Source organism: Streptomyces sp. BE303 (genome assembly GCF_036290945.1).
Classification (GTDB): Bacteria; Actinomycetota; Actinomycetes; order Streptomycetales; family Streptomycetaceae; genus Kitasatospora.
Genome location: NZ_JAQYWZ010000709.1, coordinates 137,354 through 154,653, shown reverse-complemented (window position 1 = coordinate 154,653; position 17,300 = coordinate 137,354). Strand labels below are relative to the sequence as shown.

Annotated in this window: 17 protein-coding genes; 2 read left to right on the top strand and 15 right to left on the bottom strand. The window is 73.0% G+C overall.

What is annotated here, in order from left to right; translation table 11 throughout:
• The 13 genes from secD to pgsA form a co-directional block, all read right to left on the bottom strand.
• Positions 1-1,830, bottom strand: a complete 1,830-nt coding sequence (gene secD, locus PUR56_RS19200; protein WP_380355381.1) for a protein translocase subunit SecD — start codon at positions 1,828-1,830, stop codon at positions 1-3.
• A gap of 144 nt (positions 1,831-1,974) precedes the next feature.
• The gene (yajC, locus tag PUR56_RS19195) at positions 1,975-2,382 is read right to left on the bottom strand and encodes a preprotein translocase subunit YajC (protein WP_329882256.1); all 408 of its coding nucleotides are present in this window, start codon (positions 2,380-2,382) and stop codon (positions 1,975-1,977) included.
• A gap of 247 nt (positions 2,383-2,629) precedes the next feature.
• Complete coding sequence (gene ruvB, locus PUR56_RS19190) at positions 2,630-3,706, bottom strand: Holliday junction branch migration DNA helicase RuvB (protein ID WP_329882258.1); 1,077 nt, start codon at positions 3,704-3,706, stop codon at positions 2,630-2,632.
• Positions 3,707-3,889: 183 nt separating this feature from the next.
• On the bottom strand, positions 3,890-4,501 hold the full coding sequence (gene ruvA / locus PUR56_RS19185; RefSeq protein ID WP_329949836.1) for a Holliday junction branch migration protein RuvA: 612 nt from the start codon (positions 4,499-4,501) through the stop codon (positions 3,890-3,892).
• Positions 4,498-5,097 carry a crossover junction endodeoxyribonuclease RuvC gene (gene ruvC / locus PUR56_RS19180; protein WP_329949835.1) on the bottom strand — a complete coding sequence of 200 codons (600 nt, stop codon included), beginning with the start codon at positions 5,095-5,097 and terminating at the stop codon, positions 4,498-4,500. Before ruvC ends, ruvA begins: the two co-directional genes overlap by 4 nt.
• 157 nt (positions 5,098-5,254) lie before the next feature.
• A complete protein-coding gene (locus tag PUR56_RS19175) occupies positions 5,255-6,013 on the bottom strand; it encodes a YebC/PmpR family DNA-binding transcriptional regulator (protein WP_329949834.1) in 759 nt (252 codons plus the stop codon).
• 107 nt (positions 6,014-6,120) lie between these two features.
• Entirely contained in the window at positions 6,121-6,738 is a 618-nt protein-coding gene (pdxT, locus tag PUR56_RS19170; RefSeq protein ID WP_329882262.1) for a pyridoxal 5'-phosphate synthase glutaminase subunit PdxT, read from the bottom strand.
• Positions 6,739-6,827: 89 nt separating this feature from the next.
• Positions 6,828-7,739, bottom strand: a complete 912-nt coding sequence (gene pdxS, locus PUR56_RS19165; RefSeq protein WP_329882263.1) for a pyridoxal 5'-phosphate synthase lyase subunit PdxS — start codon at positions 7,737-7,739, stop codon at positions 6,828-6,830.
• 323 nt (positions 7,740-8,062) lie between these two features.
• The gene (locus PUR56_RS19160; RefSeq protein ID WP_329882264.1) at positions 8,063-8,608 is read right to left on the bottom strand and encodes a hypothetical protein; all 546 of its coding nucleotides are present in this window, start codon (positions 8,606-8,608) and stop codon (positions 8,063-8,065) included.
• 29 nt (positions 8,609-8,637) lie between these two features.
• Entirely contained in the window at positions 8,638-9,006 is a 369-nt protein-coding gene (locus tag PUR56_RS19155) for a 5-carboxymethyl-2-hydroxymuconate Delta-isomerase (protein WP_329949833.1), read from the bottom strand.
• Between the two features lie 103 nt (positions 9,007-9,109).
• Positions 9,110-10,294, bottom strand: coding sequence for a glycosyltransferase family 4 protein (locus PUR56_RS19150; protein WP_329882381.1), 1,185 nt, complete (start codon positions 10,292-10,294; stop codon positions 9,110-9,112).
• A gap of 42 nt (positions 10,295-10,336) precedes the next feature.
• Positions 10,337-11,299, bottom strand: coding sequence for a phosphatidylinositol mannoside acyltransferase (locus tag PUR56_RS19145; protein WP_329949832.1), 963 nt, complete (start codon positions 11,297-11,299; stop codon positions 10,337-10,339).
• A 15-nt stretch (positions 11,300-11,314) separates the two neighbouring features.
• Positions 11,315-11,962, bottom strand: a complete 648-nt coding sequence (gene pgsA / locus PUR56_RS19140) for a phosphatidylinositol phosphate synthase (protein ID WP_327683718.1) — start codon at positions 11,960-11,962, stop codon at positions 11,315-11,317.
• A gap of 257 nt (positions 11,963-12,219) precedes the next feature.
• On the opposite strand from pgsA, the gene PUR56_RS19135 reads away from it, so the two are divergent.
• Positions 12,220-14,274, top strand: a complete 2,055-nt coding sequence (locus PUR56_RS19135) for an elongation factor G-like protein EF-G2 (RefSeq protein WP_329949831.1) — start codon at positions 12,220-12,222, stop codon at positions 14,272-14,274.
• Between the two features lie 75 nt (positions 14,275-14,349).
• Here PUR56_RS19135 and PUR56_RS19130 read toward each other — a convergent pair whose 3' ends face one another.
• Positions 14,350-14,817 (bottom strand): thiol-disulfide oxidoreductase DCC family protein, encoded by a 468-nt coding sequence (locus PUR56_RS19130; protein ID WP_329949830.1) that lies wholly within the window; start codon positions 14,815-14,817, stop codon positions 14,350-14,352.
• A 204-nt stretch (positions 14,818-15,021) separates the two neighbouring features.
• On the opposite strand from PUR56_RS19130, the gene PUR56_RS19125 reads away from it, so the two are divergent.
• Positions 15,022-16,668, top strand: coding sequence for a hypothetical protein (locus tag PUR56_RS19125; protein ID WP_329882270.1), 1,647 nt, complete (start codon positions 15,022-15,024; stop codon positions 16,666-16,668).
• A gap of 67 nt (positions 16,669-16,735) precedes the next feature.
• Here PUR56_RS19125 and PUR56_RS19120 read toward each other — a convergent pair whose 3' ends face one another.
• Positions 16,736-17,296: an HIT family protein gene (locus PUR56_RS19120; RefSeq protein WP_329882271.1), complete on the bottom strand. Its 561-nt coding sequence runs from the start codon at positions 17,294-17,296 to the stop codon at positions 16,736-16,738.
• Positions 17,297-17,300: the final 4 nt, after the last annotated feature.

The window sequence follows — 17,300 nt, the reverse complement described above, 5'->3', positions numbered from 1 at the left end:
TCAGGCCCCCTTCACGGCGGCGGAGGACGAGGGGGTGCGACGACGGGTGCTGCGCAGCGGCGGGCGGGCACCCAGCCGCTTCGGGTCCAGGCCGGACCACGGGTGGCCGTCGGAGAAGAACTTCCGGCGCGCCAGCAGCGTGATCAGCGGCTTGGTGAAGAGGAAGATCACCACGACGTCGAGCGCGGTGGTCAGGCCCAGCGTGAACGCGAAGCCCTGCACCTTGCCGACCGAGACCACGTAGAGCACGGCGGCACAGAGGAACGAGACGAAGTCCGACACCAGGATGGTGCGCCGGGCGCGCGGCCAGGCACGCTGGACGGCCGGCCGCAGCGGGGCCCCCTCGCGGACCTCGTCACGGATGCGCTCGAAGTACACGATGAAGGAGTCGGCGGTGATGCCGATCGCGACGATCGCACCGCAGATCGCCGGCAGGTTCAGCGCGAAGCCGATCCCGGCGCCGAGCAGGCTCATGATCGAGTAGGTCAGGGCCGCCGAGACGAGCAGGCCGGCGATCGAGACCAGGCCCAGACCCCGGTAGTAGACCAGCGAGTAGAGGACCACCAGGACCATGCCGATCAGGCCCGCGACCAGACCGGCCTTCAGCTGGTCGCCGCCGAGCTGCGGGGAGACGGTGGTGACGTCGCTGGTGGCGAACTCCAGCGGCAGTGCGCCGAAGCTCAGCTGGTTGGCGAGGCCCTGCGCCTCGGACTGGGTGAAGCTGCCCGAGATCACGGCCGAGCCGCCGGGGATGGCGCTGCGCACGTACGGGTGGGAGACGACCTGGCCGTCCAGCACGATGGCGAACTGGTTGGTCGGGTCGGGCTGGGTGGCCAGCTGGCCGGTGACGGCGGTGAACGCGTCGGTGCCCTTGCCGTTGAACTGCAGCTGGACCTGCCAGCCGCCGCCCTGCTGGGTGTCGATGCTGGCCTGCGCCTTGGAGACGTCCGCGCCGAAGACCGCGACCGGGCCGAGAGCGAGCTTGTAGAAGATCCCGTTCTCGTCCTTCTGGGTGCAGGCGACGGCCGGCGCACCCTCGGACTTCTGGTGGTTCTGGCGCTGCTCGGGCTTGGTGCAGTCGAGCGCGGCGAACTCGGCGGCCAGCTCCGGCGGCACCGTGCCCGAGGTCATCGCGGCGGAGAGGTCCGGCGTGACGGGGGCGGTGGCGGGGGCACTCGGGGTACCGGTCGCGGCGGCGCCCGTGGCGGCCGCGGACGGGGTACCGGTGGCCGCGGCGCCGGTGGCGGCAGCGGTCGGGGTGGCGTCGGCCGCGAGGGCCTCGCCGACCGGCCGGCCCTGCTTGGTGGCGCTCGCGCTGGGCGCGGCCGCGGTGGTTCCGGCCGAGGCCGACGCGGCGGCGCTCGGGGTTCCCGTGGCGCTCGGGGCGGCGCTGCCGCTCGCCGAGGGGGTCGCGGACGGCGCCGGGGCCTGGAGGCCGCTCGGAGCGAGGGCGAGGACCGGGCGGAAGTACAGCTTCGCGGTGGATCCGACCTGGTCGGCCGCGGTCTGCTTGTCACCGCCCTTGGGGATGTTGACGATGATGTTCTGGTCGCCCTGGGTCTGGACCTCCGCCTCGGAGACACCCATCCCGTTGACCCGCTGCTCGATGATCCCGGTGGCGATGTCCATGTTGGACTTGTTGATCGCCTTGGGGTCGGTCGACTTCGCGCTCAGCGTGATGCTGGTGCCGCCTGCGAGGTCGATCCCGAGGCGGGGCTTGGTGTGACCCGTCCCGAACATGAGGGCGACCAGTCCGACGGTGACGACCAGGATGAGGGCCAGCGCCCTCCCTGGGTAGCCGTCGCGCGGGCGCGACTTGGGTGTTGCCACCTTGCTCGTTTCTCCCTGTCCATGCCACTTCCCCCCACCGGACCCCGCCCTGCGCGTGGCTGGACGGGGTGTGGCGGAACTGCGGCCCTGAGTCCTGTGGGCTCGCGGCGATTCGCCGCGCGACCGGGCGGGTGCCCGACCGTACTACTTGCTCGCGGGAGCCCCGCCCTCGGCCTCGGCCTTCTCGGCGCCGTCCTTGCTGAGCGACAGCGGCTTCTCGTCCGCCGGCTCGATCTCGGCGTCCTCGTCGGAGGCCTCGGACAGCTCGTCGTCGACCGGGCGGCCGTTGATGATCGCGTCGTACTCCGCGGGGTCCAGCACGGCGGCGATCGCGCTCTTGGTGAAGTAGGCGACCACGCCGGGCGCGATCTCCAGCTCGACGGTCTCGTCGTTGACCGCCTTCACCTGGGCGTACAGGCCGCCGATGGTGCGCACCCCCGCCCCTGGCTCCAGCGCGGTCTGCATCTTCTGCATCTGCTGCTGGCGCTTCTTCTGCGACCGGAACATGAGCACGATCGCGATGATCGGGAGGAGAAGGATGATGAGGTTCACTGCAGCCAGGGTCCTTAGCGGGCCGCCGGCCGGCGGCCTGTGTGGTATTGGTCGTCCCGTCGGGTGAGAGGGGCGGTCCGGCGGAGTCTAGGCGACCCCGAACTGATCGGACAACGCCAAGCATCGCATCCTGCCGCCGAAAGTGGCGACCCTCCGCCTGCACTGTTTCCCGGGACTTCCCTCACGACTTCTCCGACTGCCCCCGGCGCGGGCGTGCACGGTGCACACACGCTCCGACCTCACCCGTTCAGCCCTGTTCCGGCCGGAAAAGGTCCGGTTGTGCCGGTACGGCCCCCCGGGTGGTCTGGACCGGCGGGGTGAGACCGAGGTGCTGCCAGGCGGCGGCGGTGGCGATCCGACCGCGCGGCGTCCGGGCCAGCAGACCCTCGCGGACCAGGAAGGGTTCGGCCACCTCCTCGACCGTCTCGGACTCCTCCCCCACCGCGACGGCCAGGGTCGACAGCCCGACCGGGCCGCCGCCGAACAGCCGCAGCAGCGCGTCCAGCACCGCACGGTCAAGCCGGTCCAGCCCGCGGGCGTCGACCTCGTAGACGTCCAGCGCGTGGCGGGCGATCTCCACGGTGACGACGCCGTCGTGCCGGACCTGGGCGTAGTCGCGGACCCGGCGCAGCAGCCGGTTGGCGATGCGCGGGGTGCCCCGGGAGCGGCCGGCGATCTCGGCGGCGCCGGCCGTGTCGATCTCGACGTCCAGCAGGGCGGCCGAGCGGTGCACCACGCGCTGGAGCTCGGCCGGGGCGTAGAACTCCATGTGCCCGGTGAAGCCGAACCGGTCGCGCAGCGGCGGCGGCAGCAGTCCGGCCCGGGTGGTGGCGCCGACCAGGGTGAAGGGCGGCAGCTCCAGCGGGATGGCGGTGGCGCCCGGGCCCTTGCCGACGATCACGTCGACCCGGAAGTCCTCCATCGCCATGTAGAGCATCTCCTCGGCGGGCCGGGACATCCGGTGGATCTCGTCGAGGAAGAGCACCTCGCCCTCGGTCAGCGAGGAGAGGATCGCCGCGAGGTCGCCGGCGTGCTGGATCGCCGGGCCGGAGGTGATCCGGATCGGCGCGCCCAGCTCGGCGGCGATGATCATCGACAGGGTGGTCTTGCCCAGCCCGGGCGGACCGCTGAGCAGCACGTGGTCAGGGGCGGCGCCACGCTGACGGGCGGCCTGGAGCACCAGTGACAGCTGCTCGCGCACCCGCTCCTGGCCGATGAACTCGTCGAGCTGCCGGGGCCGCAGCGCCGCCTCGACGGCCTGGTCCTCGCCGTCGGCGGCGCCCGCCACGAGCCGGTCGGTCGGGTCGGAGTCGTACGGGCTCATGCCCTCTCCCCGCTCCGCTCGCCGGCGGTGTCACCGGCGCCCCTCTGGGTGGTTCGCGCGCTCACTTGGTGCGGGCTCCAATGTCGACAAGGTGACAGGCGGTCAGATCGGTAGGGCGGTAGGGCAGTAGGGCGGCAGGACGACCGCGGGTCCCCGGTCGGCACCCCCGGTCGGCGTCCCCGGTCAGCGCGCCCGGTTGAGCGAGCGCAGGGCGGACCGCAGCAGGGTGCCGACGTCCGGGACGGCCTGCGCCTCGGCCTCCGGGGTGACGACGATGACCGCCTCGTCCGCCTCGCGCGGCGCGTAGCCGAGGCCGACCAAGGCCGCGTGCAGCTGCTCGCCCCACGGCGCGGGCCCGGTGGCGATCGGCTTCTGCGCCGGGACGCTGCCGTGCGGGGCGCCAAGCTTGTCCTTGTACTCCAGCAGCAGCTTGGCGGCCTTGGCCTTGCCGATACCGGGGACGGCGATCAGCGCCTTCTCGTTGCCCGCGGCGACGGCGGTGCGCAGCGCGTCCGGGCTGTGCACGCCGAGCATCGCCTGGGCGAGCCGGGGTCCGACACCGGGCGCGGCCTGGAGGATCTCGAAGACCGCGCGCTCGTCGTCGTCGGCGAAGCCGTAGAGGGTGAGCGAGTCCTCCCGGACGACCAGCGAGGTGGCGAGCCGTGCGGGCTCCCCGGGACGCAGTCCGGCTGCGGTGGCCGGGGTGACCTGGACGGCCATCCCCACGCCGCCGACCTCGACGACGACGGTGGAGCCGCTGATCACGGCCACCGGTCCCTGGACGAAGGCGATCATCGGGCGGCTCCTCGGGTGGGACGGGCGGAGTACGGGCGGGCGGCGGGCGCCTTCGCGGGCGCCGCCCCGGCGGCGGGCGCCTTCGGGGCCGCCTTGGCGAGCGCGGCGGCGATCCGGTCGGTGGCGCCGCCGCGCCAGATGTGGCAGATGGCCAGCGCCAGCGCGTCGGCGGCGTCGGCCGGTTTGGGCGGGGCGTCCAACCGCAGCAGCCGCTGCACCATGGCCGTGACCTGGGCCTTGTCGGCCCGGCCGGAGCCGGTCACGGCGGCCTTGACCTCGCTCGGCGTGTGCAGGGTGACCGGTATGCCGCGCCGGGTGGCGCAGAGCATGGCGACCGCGCTGGCCTGCGCGGTGCCCATCACGGTGCGCACGTTGTGCTGGGCGAAGACCCGCTCGACGGCGACCAGGTCGGGCCGGTGCTCGTCGAGCCAGCTCTCGATGCCCTGCTCGACCAGCAGCAACCGGTGCCCGATCTCGGCGTCGGCCGGCGTGCGCACCACCCCGACCCCGACCATCCGCAGCGGCCGGCCGGGCGCGCCGTCGACCACGCCGACCCCGCACCTGGTCAGCCCCGGGTCCACACCCAGTACCCGCACTCCTGCCCCGCCTCTCGCTAACCCGCCGCTCGTCCGCGGGCACTGCGACCCGCCGCGACCGGCGGCAACCTGCGAAGGCTACCGCCCGGGTCGGACAACGGCTCGAACGACACCGGCCCGGTGGTCGTGGGACCACCGGGCCGGGACGTGGGTCCGATCACTCGGCGTCGAGCTGCGCACCGACCTCGTCGCTGATGTCGAAGTTGGCGAAGACGTTCTGCACGTCGTCGCTGTCCTCCAGGGCGTCGATCAGCTTCAGGATCTTGCGGGCGCCCTCGATGTCCACCTCGACCTGCATGCTCGGGAGGAAGTTGGCCTCGGCCGAGTCGTAGTCGACGCCCGCGTCCACCAGGGCGGTGCGGACGGCGACCATCTTGGAGGCCTCGGAGACGATCTCGAAGGAGTCGCCGAGGTCGTTGATCTCCTCGGGCTCCTGGTCGAGGACGACCTCGAAGAGCTTGTCCTCGTCCACGCCGTCCGCCTTGGGGACGATCACGACGCCCTTGCGGGTGAACAGGTAGGACACCGAGTTCGGGTCGGCCATCGAGCCGCCGTTGCGGGTCATCGCCACGCGCACGTCGGAGGCGGCACGGTTGCGGTTGTCGGTGAGGCACTCGATGAGCACCGCGACGCCGTTCGGGCCATAGCCCTCGTACATGATCGTCTGGTAGTCGGCGCCGCCGGCCTCCAGGCCACCGCCGCGCTTGACGGCGCGGTTGATGTTGTCGATCGGGACCGAGCTCTTCTTGGCCTTCTGGATGGCGTCGTAGAGCGTCGGGTTGCCGGCCGGGTCGGGACCGCCGGTGCGCGCCGCCACCTCGATGTTCTTGATCATCTTGGCGAAGAGCTTGCCGCGCTTGGCGTCGATCACGGCCTTCTTGTGCTTGGTGGTAGCCCACTTAGAGTGGCCGGACATCGCCAGCTCCTTTACGTCGCCAAAGGGAAATGAACAGATGAGATCTTACCGGTGCCGCCACCGGTCCCTCGCACACGGTCACCGGCGGACCGTCACGCGGCGGGCGGTCACGCGGCGGCGAGGTGCTCCTCGACCATCCGCACGAAGTAGGCGTGCACCCGGTGGTCGCCGGTGAGCTCGGGGTGGAACGAGGTGGCCAGCAGGTTGCCCTGGCGCACCGCCACGATCCGGCTCTCCGGGCCGTCGGCGGCGGGCAGCTCGGCCAGGACCTGAACGCCGGCGCCGACCCCCTCCACCCAGGGGGCGCGGATGAAGACGCCGTGCACCGGCGCGTCGTCCAGGCCCTGGAAGACGACACCCGACTCGAAGGACTCGTTCTGCCGCCCGAAGGCGTTGCGGCGCACGGTCATGTCGATGCCGCCCACCGTCTCCTGGTCCTCGCGCCCGTCCAGGATCTTGTCGGCCAGCATGATCATGCCCGCGCAGGTGCCGTACACCGGCATGCCGGCGGCCACGCGCTCGCGCAGCGGGTCCATCACGCCGAACAGCAGCGCCAGCTTGGACATCGTGGTGGACTCCCCACCGGGGATCACCAGGGCGTCGACCCCGGCCAGCTCCTCGGCACGGCGGACCGGGCGGGCCAGCGCGTCGGCCTCGGCCAGCGCGACCAGGTGCTCGCGGACGTCACCCTGCAGGGCGAGGACGCCGATCACTGGAGTGGACACTCTCACTACCTCTTCAGACTCTCGTTCGGACGACGCGCAGCGGCCCGCCGCGCAGATGGTCACACCGCGCGGCGGGCCGTCCGGCGGGACTACCAGCCGCGGTTGGCGTAGCGCTCGCTCTCCGGCAGGGTGTCGCAGTTGATGCCGACCATGGCCTCGCCCAGGTTGCGGGAGGCGTCGGCGATGATCTTCGGGTCGTCGAAGAAGGTGGTCGCCTTGACGATCGCGGCGGCACGCTTCGCCGGGTCACCCGACTTGAAGATGCCGGAGCCGACGAAGACGCCCTCGGCGCCCAGCTGACGCATCAGCGCGGCGTCGGCCGGGGTGGCCACACCACCGGCGGAGAACAGCACGACCGGCAGCTTGCCGAGCTCGGCGACCTCCTTGACCAGCTCGTACGGGGCGCGCAGGTCCTTGGCGGCGGCGAACAGCTCGTTGTTGTCGAAGCCGCGGAGCCTGGCGATCTCGTTCTTGATCTGGCGCAGGTGGCGAACGGCCTCGACGACGTTGCCGGTACCGGCCTCACCCTTGGAGCGGATCATGGCCGCGCCCTCGGCGATGCGGCGCAGCGCCTCGCCCAGGTTGGTGGCACCACAGACGAAGGGGGTCGTGAAGGCCCACTTGTCGGAGTGGTTGACCTCGTCGGCCGGGGTCAGCACCTCGGACTCGTCGATGTAGTCGACACCGAGCGACTGCAGGACCTGGGCCTCGACGAAGTGGCCGATCCGGGACTTGGCCATGACCGGGATGGAGACCGCCTCGATGATCTCCTCGATCATGTTCGGGTCCGACATCCGCGCGACGCCGCCGTCCTTGCGGATGTCCGCCGGGACCCGCTCGAGCGCCATGACGGCGACAGCGCCGGCGTCCTCGGCGATCTTGGCCTGCTCGGCGTTGACCACGTCCATGATCACACCGCCCTTGAGCTGCTCGGCCATGCCGCGCTTGACCCGGGCGGTACCGATCTGCGGCTGGTCTGCGGTGGTGGGGGTGGTGGACACGTGAGACCTCACTCGAAGATGAACCAGTGCTATCGCCCTATGGTAGGCGGAAGAAACGGCGCCTCCATGCGCCACCCGGTCCAGCCCGACCGTCGGGTTACGACAAACAGGCCGGATCCGGCCCCCCGCTCCGACGGGCTAAAGAGCGGACACCCGGACGTGTCCGACACGCCCCGCAAAGAACCCTCCGGGAAGAGGTGTCCGGAAAGGGACACCCCTAGGAGCCCCCCTGCGGGGTGCCTTCCCGAGGGCGCCCCGAGGCCCCGGCCCCGCGGGAACCGGCCCCGGAAGGCCCGCGCGAGGACCCCCGCCGACGGCCCGCCCTACGAGGGCGAGCCCTCCGGCGTCAGCGCCGCCGGCGGCGCGTCGTCCATCTCGAAGGCCATCGGGAACGGGGCCTTGCCCGCGAGCCGGAAGTACCTCACCAGCCGGTGCTCGCGCACCGCCCGGGCCGCCCGCACCGCGTCGTTGTGGAACCGCCGCGCCATCGGCACCCGCCGCGCCGCCGCCGTCAGGTCCTTGACCGCCTCCTCGCCGCCCGGTTCGGCCACCAGCACGGCGACCTGCTCCGGGTCGGCGAACACCGCCCGCAGCGCCAGACTCAACTGGCTCTCCGCCACCTCGCGCTGCTCGTCCTCCGCCTGCCGGGCCGCGTGCGCGGCGTCCAGCAGCAGCAACGAGGCCGCCGGGTCCAGCAGCGAGGACGTGGCCAGCTCGACCGCCACCGACGCCCGGCGGACCAGCTGCGCGTCCAGCGCCGCGCGGGCGGCGTCGATCCGGGCGTGCAGCCGGTCCAGCCGGCCGGCCGTCCAACTCAGATACATGCCGAACAGCACCACGGCCACGCCGGCCCAGATCCAGGTAGTCACGGGGCGCTACGCTACCGGGTGCTCCCGGTTCACCCCTCGATCGCCGTGTTGCGGTACACCTCGCGGTCCATGTCCCGGACGTCCACCGCCAGGTGCAGCCGCTCCCCCGACGCCGGCGCGACGTGCTCGGCCAGCAGCGCCAGCACCCCCTCGGTGAGCGCCGTCTTCGCCTCCGGGCTGCGCCCCGGGAAGATCGCGAACTGCACGAACACCTGTACCTCGGGGCGCTCGCTCTCCCCCACCACGACCTCCGGCTCGTTCCGGCGGAAGATCGTCTTGCACCCCTCGGGCTTCGCGGCGATCGTCTCCACCGCCAGCCGGTTGATCGCCAGGCCCAGCGCCCGGCGGTCGAAGGAGCCGTCCAGGCTCGGCGAGTAGTCGACGGAGATCTGCGGCATCGGATGCCTCCAGTACGCGGGAACGGGTCTGGCAGACCCTAACCGCGGCAGGCCCCCGGGCAATCCCCGCACCGGGCCCGGGACCGGCCCCGGCGCCCCGGGCTCAGTCCCGGGCCAGCCCGAACCGGCCCCACCGGCCGCCGCGCTCGTCCGCCTCGACCACCGCCGCGGCCCCCGACGCCACCGTCTCGTACACGGCCAGGATGTCCGCGCCCACCGTCGACCAGTCGAACCGCCGCACGTGCCGGGACGCCGCCCCGCTCAGCTCCCGCAGCCGCTGCGGATCCGCCAGCAGCCGCAGCGCCGACCGGGCCAGCGCGTCCGCGTCCTCCACCGGGAACAGCTCGCCGGCGTCCCCGCCGTCCAGCACCTGCTTGAACGCGTCCAGGTCGCTGGCGAGCACCGGCGCACCCGCCGACATCGCCTCGACCAGGATGATCCCGAAGCTCTCGCCGCCGGTGTTCGGCGCCACGTACAGGTCGACGCTGCGCAGCAGCCGGGCCTTCTCCCGGTCGCTCACCATGCCGAGGAACTCCACCTGCGCCCGGACCTCCGGCGCCAGGCCCGCGGCCGCCTCCTCCTCGTCGCCCTTGCCCGCCACCAGCAGCCGCACCCCCGGCCGCTCGGCCAGGATCCGCGGCATCGCCGCCAGCAGGGTCGGCAGGCCCTTGCGCGGCTCGTTGATCCGGCCGACGAACCCGATCGTGCCGGGCTCCCCGCGCTCCGCACCGCCGGTCCAGCGGTCGTCCGGCTCCGCCTCGGCGAAGAACCCCACGTCCACGCCGTTCGGGATCACCACCGCGTCGCCGCCCAGGTGCTCCACCAGCGTCCGGCGCGCGTACTCGCTCACCGCGATCCGGGCCCGCATCTTCTCCAGCCCGGGCTGGAGGATCGGCGAGGCCGCGATCATCGCCCGCGACCGCGGGTTCGACGTGTGGAAGGTGCCCACCATCGGCCCGGACGCCGACCAGGCGGCCAGCATCGACAGGCTCGGCGCGGCCGGCTCGTGCACGTGCAGGATGTCGAACCGCTCCTCGTGCAGCCACCGCCGCACCCGGGCCGCCGACAGCAGGCCGAAGCTCAGCCGCGCCACCGAGCCGTTGTACGGCACCGCCATCGCCCGACCCGCCGAGACCACGTACGGCGGCAGCGCCTCGTCGTCCTCGGCCGGGGCCAGCACCGACACCGCGTGGCCCAGGCCGATCAGGTGCTCGGCGAGGTCCCGGATGTGGAACTGCACCCCGCCGGGGACGTCCCAGTCGTACGGGCAGACGATGCCGATCTTCACAGGTCTCCTCATGCTCCTTCGGGCGGGCCTCCGGGCGGGCCGTCAGGCCCCGGAGGCCTCGGCGGTGGGCTCCTCGACGGGACGACCCGCCGGACGGGCCGGTGCCCCCACCGTCTCACGGACGGGCAGGTCGGCCAGCCAGAACCGTTGCAGCATGTGCCAGTCCTCGGGGTGCTCGCGGATCGCGTCCTCCCAGACCGCCGCCATCGCCTGCGTCATCACCCGGGTCTTCTCCTTGCGGTCGCCCTCGGCGGGCACCGCGATCTCCGGGTGGATCTGCGCCCGGAGCATCGTGCCCTCGTACCAGAGCGACACCGGCATCAGCGCCGCACCGGTCCGCTGGCAGAGCGCCGCCGGGCCCGCCGGCATCCTGGTCGCCTCGCCGAAGAACGACACCTCGACGCCGGCCTCGGACAGGTCGCGGTCCCCCACCAGACAGACCAGCTTCCCCTCCCGCAGCCGCCGCGCCAGCGTGCCGACCACGTTCACCGAGCCGCCGGTCAGCGCCAGCACCTCCATGCCCAGGCTCTCGCGGAACGCCACGAACCGGTCGAACAGCCGCTCCGGCTCCAACCGCTCCGCGACCGTCGTGAACGGGAAGCCCTCCAGCGCCACCCAGGCGCCCGCCAGGTCCCAGTTGCCCATGTGCGGCAGCGTGATCACCGCGCCGCGCCCCGACTCCAGCGTCTCCCGCAGCTGGTCGAAGCCGTCCACCCGGACGTCCCGGGCCACCCGCGGCCGGCTCCACACCGGCAGCCGGAAGGACTCCAGCCAGTACCGCATGTACGAGCGCATCCCCGCCCGCGACAGCTCCCGCAGCTGCGCCTCGTCCGCCCCCGGGCGCACCCGCAGCAGATTCGCCTCCAGCTGCAGCACCCGCGGGCCGCGCCGCCGCCACGCGTAGTCCGCCAGCCGGTCGAACAGCCCTCGCGCCACCGGCTCGGGCAGGTGCTTGAGCACGCCCCAGCCCGTCGCGTACGCCGCGTACACCAGTCGGTCCTTCACCGCAGGCCCGCCCCTTCAGCTCCCGGCCGCCACGCGGTCCGCCTCGAACGCCTCACGGCGCACGGTCACCATCCGCTGGACCACCGTCACCAGGCTGCCGGCCGCCACCAGCCACAGCGCCACCGGCAGCAGCCACTCCACGTACGGCACCCCGAACGTGGCCAGACCCGCCACACCGGCCGCCACCAGACTGATCACCAGTCGCTCGGCCCGCTCCACCAGTCCCGAGACGTCACAGGGCAGCCCCTGGCTCTCGGCCCGGGCCTTGGTGTACGACACCACCAGCCCGCTCGCCAGGCAGAACACCGCCACCGCACAGAGCAGGTCGTTGTCACCCTTGCCCGCGTACCACATGGCCAGACCGCCGAAGACCGCCGCATCGGCGACCCGGTCCAGCGTCGAGTCCAGGAACGCCCCCCACTTGGTGGACCGCCCCAGCTGCCGGGCCATGTTCCCGTCGACCAGGTCCGAGAAGATGAACAGCGTGATCGTGACGGTGCCCCAGAAGAACTCCCCCCGCGGGAAGAACACCAGCGCACCCGTCACCGAACCGGCCGTACCGACCAGCGTCACCGTGTCGGGACTCACACCCAGCCGGATCAGGAACGCGGCGAACGGGGTCAGGACACGTGTGAAGAAGGCACGCGCGTATTTGTTCAGCATGGCCTTCCGGACCGCTCCGATCTGCCTGGTACCCGCCTGCGGCCAGAGTGCGCGGCAGACGACCGAATGGATCAGCCCACCCGGCGCACCCATGGTAGCCACGCCGGGGAACCGACCCCGCCCACGCACCGCCCGACCGGCCCCCGCGTGCCCCCGGCACCGGCCGTCCCGGCGCCCGCACCCCGCCGACCCGGCGCGCGCGGACCGTCGCACCTAGACTTTCACCGTCAGTCTCGGCGCGACGGGAGGAGACCCCGATGCCCGACCGCAGCACCGCCCGAGCCGGCCAGGCACCCGCCGTGACCGGACCTCGCGACCTGCGCAACGTCGTCCTCATCGGCTGCGCCGGCGTGGGCAAGACCACCCTCGCCGAATCCCTCGCCCACGCCGCGGGCTCCGTCGGGCGCCCCGGCCGCGTCGCCGACGGCACCACCGTCGCCGACCACGAGCCCGTCGAGCACCAGCAGCAGCGCTCCGTCCAGCTCTCGGTCCTCCCCCTCGCCTGGAACGGCGTCAAGATCAATCTGATCGACCCGCCCGGCCACCCCGACTTCGCCGCCGAGCTGCACGCCGCCGTGCACGCGGCCGACGCCGCCGTGTTCGTCGTCTCCGCCACCGACCCGGTCACCGCCCCCACCCGCGCCCTCTGGCGCGAGTGCGCCGCCGAGGGCATCCCCCGCGCCATCGCCGTCGCCAAGCTCGACGTCGCCCGCAGCAGCTTCGAGGACATCCTCGCCGCCTGCCACAACGCCTTCGGTCTCGGACCCGACACCCTCCGGCCGCTCTTCCTTCCCGTCCACCACGACGGGCACCCCGACGGCAGCGTCGACCTGCTCACCGGCCACACCTACGGACGGACCGAGCCGCTGCCGGACACCGCCCCGGCCCGCGAGAGCCTCGTCGAGGCCATCTCCGGCCAGGACGACACCCTCATGGAGCGCTACCTCTCCGGCGACCCCCTCGACACCGACGCCCTCGAAGCGGGCCTGCGCCGCGAAGTCCTCGCGTGCGCCCTCCACCCCGCCGTCCCCACCAGCGAGAACGGCCTCGGTGCCACCGAACTCCTGGACCTGATCGCCGCGTCCTTCCCGGACCCCACCGAACGCACCCGCCCCGCCCCCGAGTGCGACCCCGACGCCCCCCTCGCCGCCCAGGTCGTCCGCGTCACCGGCGACGCCTACGTCGGCCGGATCAGCCTCCTCCGGCTCTACGCCGGCACCCTGCGCCCCGACACCCGGATCCACCTCGCCGGCCCCGACCACCCCGCCGACCAGGACACCGAGGAACGCGTCACCGCCCTCACCAGCCCCTTCGGCAAACTCCAGCGCCCCGTCCCGCACGCCGTCGCCGGGGACCTCGTCTGCGCCGCCAAGCTGACCACCGCCCGGGCCGGCGACACCGCCCACGACCCCGGCCACCCCGTGAAGCTCGACGGCTGGACCCTCCCCGAGCCGCTGCTCCCGATCGCCGTCGAGGCCCACAGCAAGGCCGACGACGACAAGCTCTCCCAGGCGCTCACCCGGCTCGCCGCCGAGGACCAGGCCCTCCGGCTGGAGCAGAACCCCGACACCCACCAGCTCGTCCTCTGGTGCACCGGCGAGGCCCACGCCGAGGTCGTCCTCGACCGCCTCCGCACCCGGCACAACGTCCACGTCGACACCGTGGAACACCGGGTGGCCCTGCGCGAGACCTTCGGCACCGCCGCCGCCGGCCACGGCCGCCTCGTCAAGCAGTCCGGCGGCCACGGCCAGTACGCCATCTGCGAGCTGGAGGTCGAACCCCTGCCGGCCGGTTCCGGCTTCGAGTTCAAGGAGCACGTCGTCGGCGGCGCCGTCCCCCGGCACTTCATCCCCTCCGTGGAGAAGGGCGTCCGCGCCCAGCTCGCCAAGGGCGTCTCCACCGGACACCCGCTCGTCGACATCCGGGTCACCCTCACCGACGGCAAGGCGCACTCCGTCGACTCCTCCGACTCGGCCTTCCAGACCGCCGCCGCCCTCGCCCTGCGCGACGCCGCCGAGCACGCCGTCATCCGGCTGCTCGAACCCGTCGCCGCGGTCGGCATCCTGCTCCCCGACGACTACCTCGGCGCCGTCCTCGGCGACCTCTCGGCCCGCCGCGGCCGCGTCCTCGGCACCGAGACCGCGGGCCCCGGCGTCACCCTGCTCCGCGCCGAGGTCCCCGAGCTCGAACTCGCCCGCTACCCCGTCGACCTGCGCTCGCTCACCCACGGCACCGCCGGGTTCAGCCGCGCCCACCTGCGCCACGAACCGATGCCCGCCGCGCTCGCCGCCCGCTTCACCGGGAAGGACTGACCACCGGAACGCGCCGGTCGCCCCGGCGGGCCGAGCGCCGGGGCGGGCCGCCCCGGTCCGCCGGCCGTCGGCCCGTCAGGCGTCGGTGTCGCCCCGCCCGTCGGGCGCGGCGGCGGCCGGGCGCTGCGGCAGTGCGCAGGCCGGCGTCCCGCCCGGCATCCGGTGCCGGTTCCTCGCCACCCACCGGTAGGCCAGCGCCGCGACCGGCCGCACCGGCGCCGACGCCAGGACTCCGCCCAGGTAGGCCCACGCCCCGCCCGAGCGCAGCAGCAGCCGCGCCACCGCCTGCGCCCCGCCGTAGACGCGGCCGGCCGGGGTCACCCAGAGCAGCTCGCGCTCCGCGCGCTCCCAGGACACCTCCCCGCGCCCCCCGGCCGCCCCGTCCAGGCCGGCGAGGTCCGCGAACTGGAACGGCACCGCGTCCCAGCCGCCCGACGCCAGGGTCTGCCGCAGGTACCGCTCGGCCCAGTTCTTGCAGGTCGTGCAGAACGCGCAGTCCCCGTCGAAGACCAGCACCGGATCCCTCACCACCACGTTGTCCATACCGTCATCGTGCACCATCCGACGCCGCCGCCGGCGGACAGGGCAGCCGGGGTCCGCCCCGGCGCATCGCGCTCCCGAAACCTGGGCATCATGCCCCACAGGTCCACCGTGGCCCGATCGTGACGGCACTTCAGACGATCATCCACACAGCGGCACCACGGCACGGTAATCTGCCGCAGGACAAGGGGAGGAGGGGACGCCACCGTGACGACACTCGACATGACCCCGGGTGCGCAGATACCCCGGACCGACGTCGGCCCGCAGACCGCCGGCACGCAGGCACTCTCCTCGGCCGCGTACCGCGACGGCAAGCTCGCCGACGACGCCGGCAAGCTCGACGGAGCCACCGCGAAGAAGGGCCGCTTCGCCCTCTTCGCCCCCAACTTCGGCGAGGCCTTCAGCAAGGCGCTCATCTCCCGCGCGCTCGGCGGCGACCGCAAGCCCCTGGTCCCCGCCTTCGGCGTCGAGACCCGCCAGGTCGTCGAGCACTGCCTCGCCGCCGAGGAGATCCGCCGCAACCGCGACCGGCAGCTGTCCACCATCTCCGTCGTCACCGGCGTGCTCTGCCTGCCCGGCGCCCTCGTCTGGCTGGGCGCCTTCCAGCTCCGTGCCTGGCTCCGGCGCGACAACCCCAAGAACGCCGGCGTGTACGGGGCCGTCGTCCTCGTCCTCGTCGCCGCCCTCGCCGCCCTGCTCGCGATCAAGCCCCCGGTCGGCGGCGTCCTCGGCATCTACCTGCGCCTGGTCATGCTCGCCCCGGTCATCGGCTGGTACCTCGCGAAGCGCATCGTCGAACGCACCGCCGTCGACCTGCGCGCCCGCTGGCTGCAGCTGGTCGAGGGCAACGCCGTCGCCGCGACCGTCCCGATGGCCGTCCCGCGCGACGACCTCGACAAGAAGGCCGCCGACCTGCGGGCCAAGCTCGGCCGGCTGGACTCCGAGCAGGAGACCAACATCCAGCACTACGCCGGCCCCAAGGGCATCCTCGGCGTCGGCCGCCGCTGGGGCGAGTGGAAGCTCATCGACACCCTGCGCCCCGCCGAGGGCCAGATCGACTTCCGCCAGTTCCACCCCTGGGACCTCGTCCGGAAGATCTCCGGACACCTCAAGTCGCTCGGCATCAGCGAGGTCGCCAACAGCGGGATGCCCGGCGTCCGGGTCAAGCAGTGGGTCGTCTTCGAGGTCGGCGAGAGCGCGGACGAGATCAGCCGCCCCGGCGGCGCCGACATGGACGGCGACCACATGCGCGACTTCGCCGTCCAGGCGGTCGCCGACAAGCAGACCTTCGGCGGCGGCCCCCGCCACTACCTCGCCACCCAGTTCATCACCCACGACGGCAAGCTCGTCCTGACCTTCACCGTCACCGTGGTGCTGCTCGCCAACACCCTCAACATCACCGTCGCCGGCTACGCCCTCGGCCCGATCAACGGCTTCTTCTTCGACAAGCCCAAGGCCAAGGAGAAGTCGGTCGCCAAGACCGTGCGGTTCTGGGAGGAGCGCACGGTCAAGCTCCCGCTGATCGACAACGACGAGGTCGTCCGGCAGGCCGTCCGCGCGCCCTTCTACCGGATGCCCGCCCTGCTCGGCTGGCTCGGCGGCGGCCTCGGCCTGCCCGAGCCCTTCGGCCTGCGGCACATCTGGGCCGGCCTGCCGTGGGGCACCCGCACCATGGCCGACAACGCGCTCAACTCGGCCCACCCGGTGCTCGGCGCCGTCCACACCGCCACCCTGGAGTTCCTCGCCGAGCACGACCTGGACACCGACCGCGCCTTCAAGGGCCGCGCCGCCGGGCTCAAGGCCGAGGCCCAGGGCAGCCGCCCGTTCAAGGTCGACCACTACGACGCCGGCTGACGGCCGCACCGGGCACGACGGGGCCCCTGCCGACACACGGTCGGCAGGGGCCCCGGTCCGTCCCGGCTCAGTCCTGCGGCCAGGCCTCCGCCAGCATCTTGCGGGTGTCCGCCAGCAGTTGCGGCAGCACCTTGGTGTGGCCGACCACCGGCATGAAGTTGGTGTCCCCGCCCCAGCGGGGCACCACGTGCTGGTGCAGGTGCGCCGCGATCCCGGCACCTGCCGCCGTCCCCTGGTTCATCCCGATGTTGAAGCCGTGCGCGCCCGAGGCCGCGCGCAGCGCCGTCATCGCCTTCTTGGTGAACACCGCCAGCTCGGCCGTCTCCGCCTCGTCCAGCTCGGTGTAGTCCGCCGCGTGCCGGTACGGGACCACCATCAGGTGACCGCCGTTGTACGGGTAGAGGTTGAGCACCGCGTACACGGAGCCGCCGCGTGCGACGACCAGCCCGTCCTCGTCACTCAGCGACGGAATCGAGCAGAACGGGCAACCGTCGTCCGGAGCCGGGCCGGTGGGCTTGTTCTCGCCCTGGATGTAGGCCATCCGATGGGGGGTCCACAGGCGGCGGAAGCCGTCCGGCTCGCCGACGCCCCGCTGCAGTTCCGGCTCAGTCGTCATGCTGATCAGCATATTC

Bases quoted from the DNA above. Each gene is read 5' to 3' on its own strand.
- ruvB (WP_329882258.1), bottom strand. From the start codon at position 3,706: ATGAGCCCGTACGACTCCGACCCGACCGACCGGCTCGTGGCGGGCGCC.
- ruvA (WP_329949836.1), bottom strand. From the start codon at position 4,501: ATGATCGCCTTCGTCCAGGGACCGGTGGCCGTGATCAGCGGCTCCACC.
- PUR56_RS19175 (WP_329949834.1), bottom strand. From the start codon at position 6,013: ATGTCCGGCCACTCTAAGTGGGCTACCACCAAGCACAAGAAGGCCGTG.
- PUR56_RS19155 (WP_329949833.1), bottom strand. From the start codon at position 9,006: ATGCCGCAGATCTCCGTCGACTACTCGCCGAGCCTGGACGGCTCCTTC.
- pgsA (WP_327683718.1), bottom strand. From the start codon at position 11,962: ATGCTGAACAAATACGCGCGTGCCTTCTTCACACGTGTCCTGACCCCG.
- PUR56_RS19135 (WP_329949831.1), top strand. From the start codon at position 12,220: ATGCCCGACCGCAGCACCGCCCGAGCCGGCCAGGCACCCGCCGTGACC.
- PUR56_RS19130 (WP_329949830.1), bottom strand. From the start codon at position 14,817: ATGGACAACGTGGTGGTGAGGGATCCGGTGCTGGTCTTCGACGGGGAC.
- PUR56_RS19120 (WP_329882271.1), bottom strand. From the start codon at position 17,296: ATGCTGATCAGCATGACGACTGAGCCGGAACTGCAGCGGGGCGTCGGC.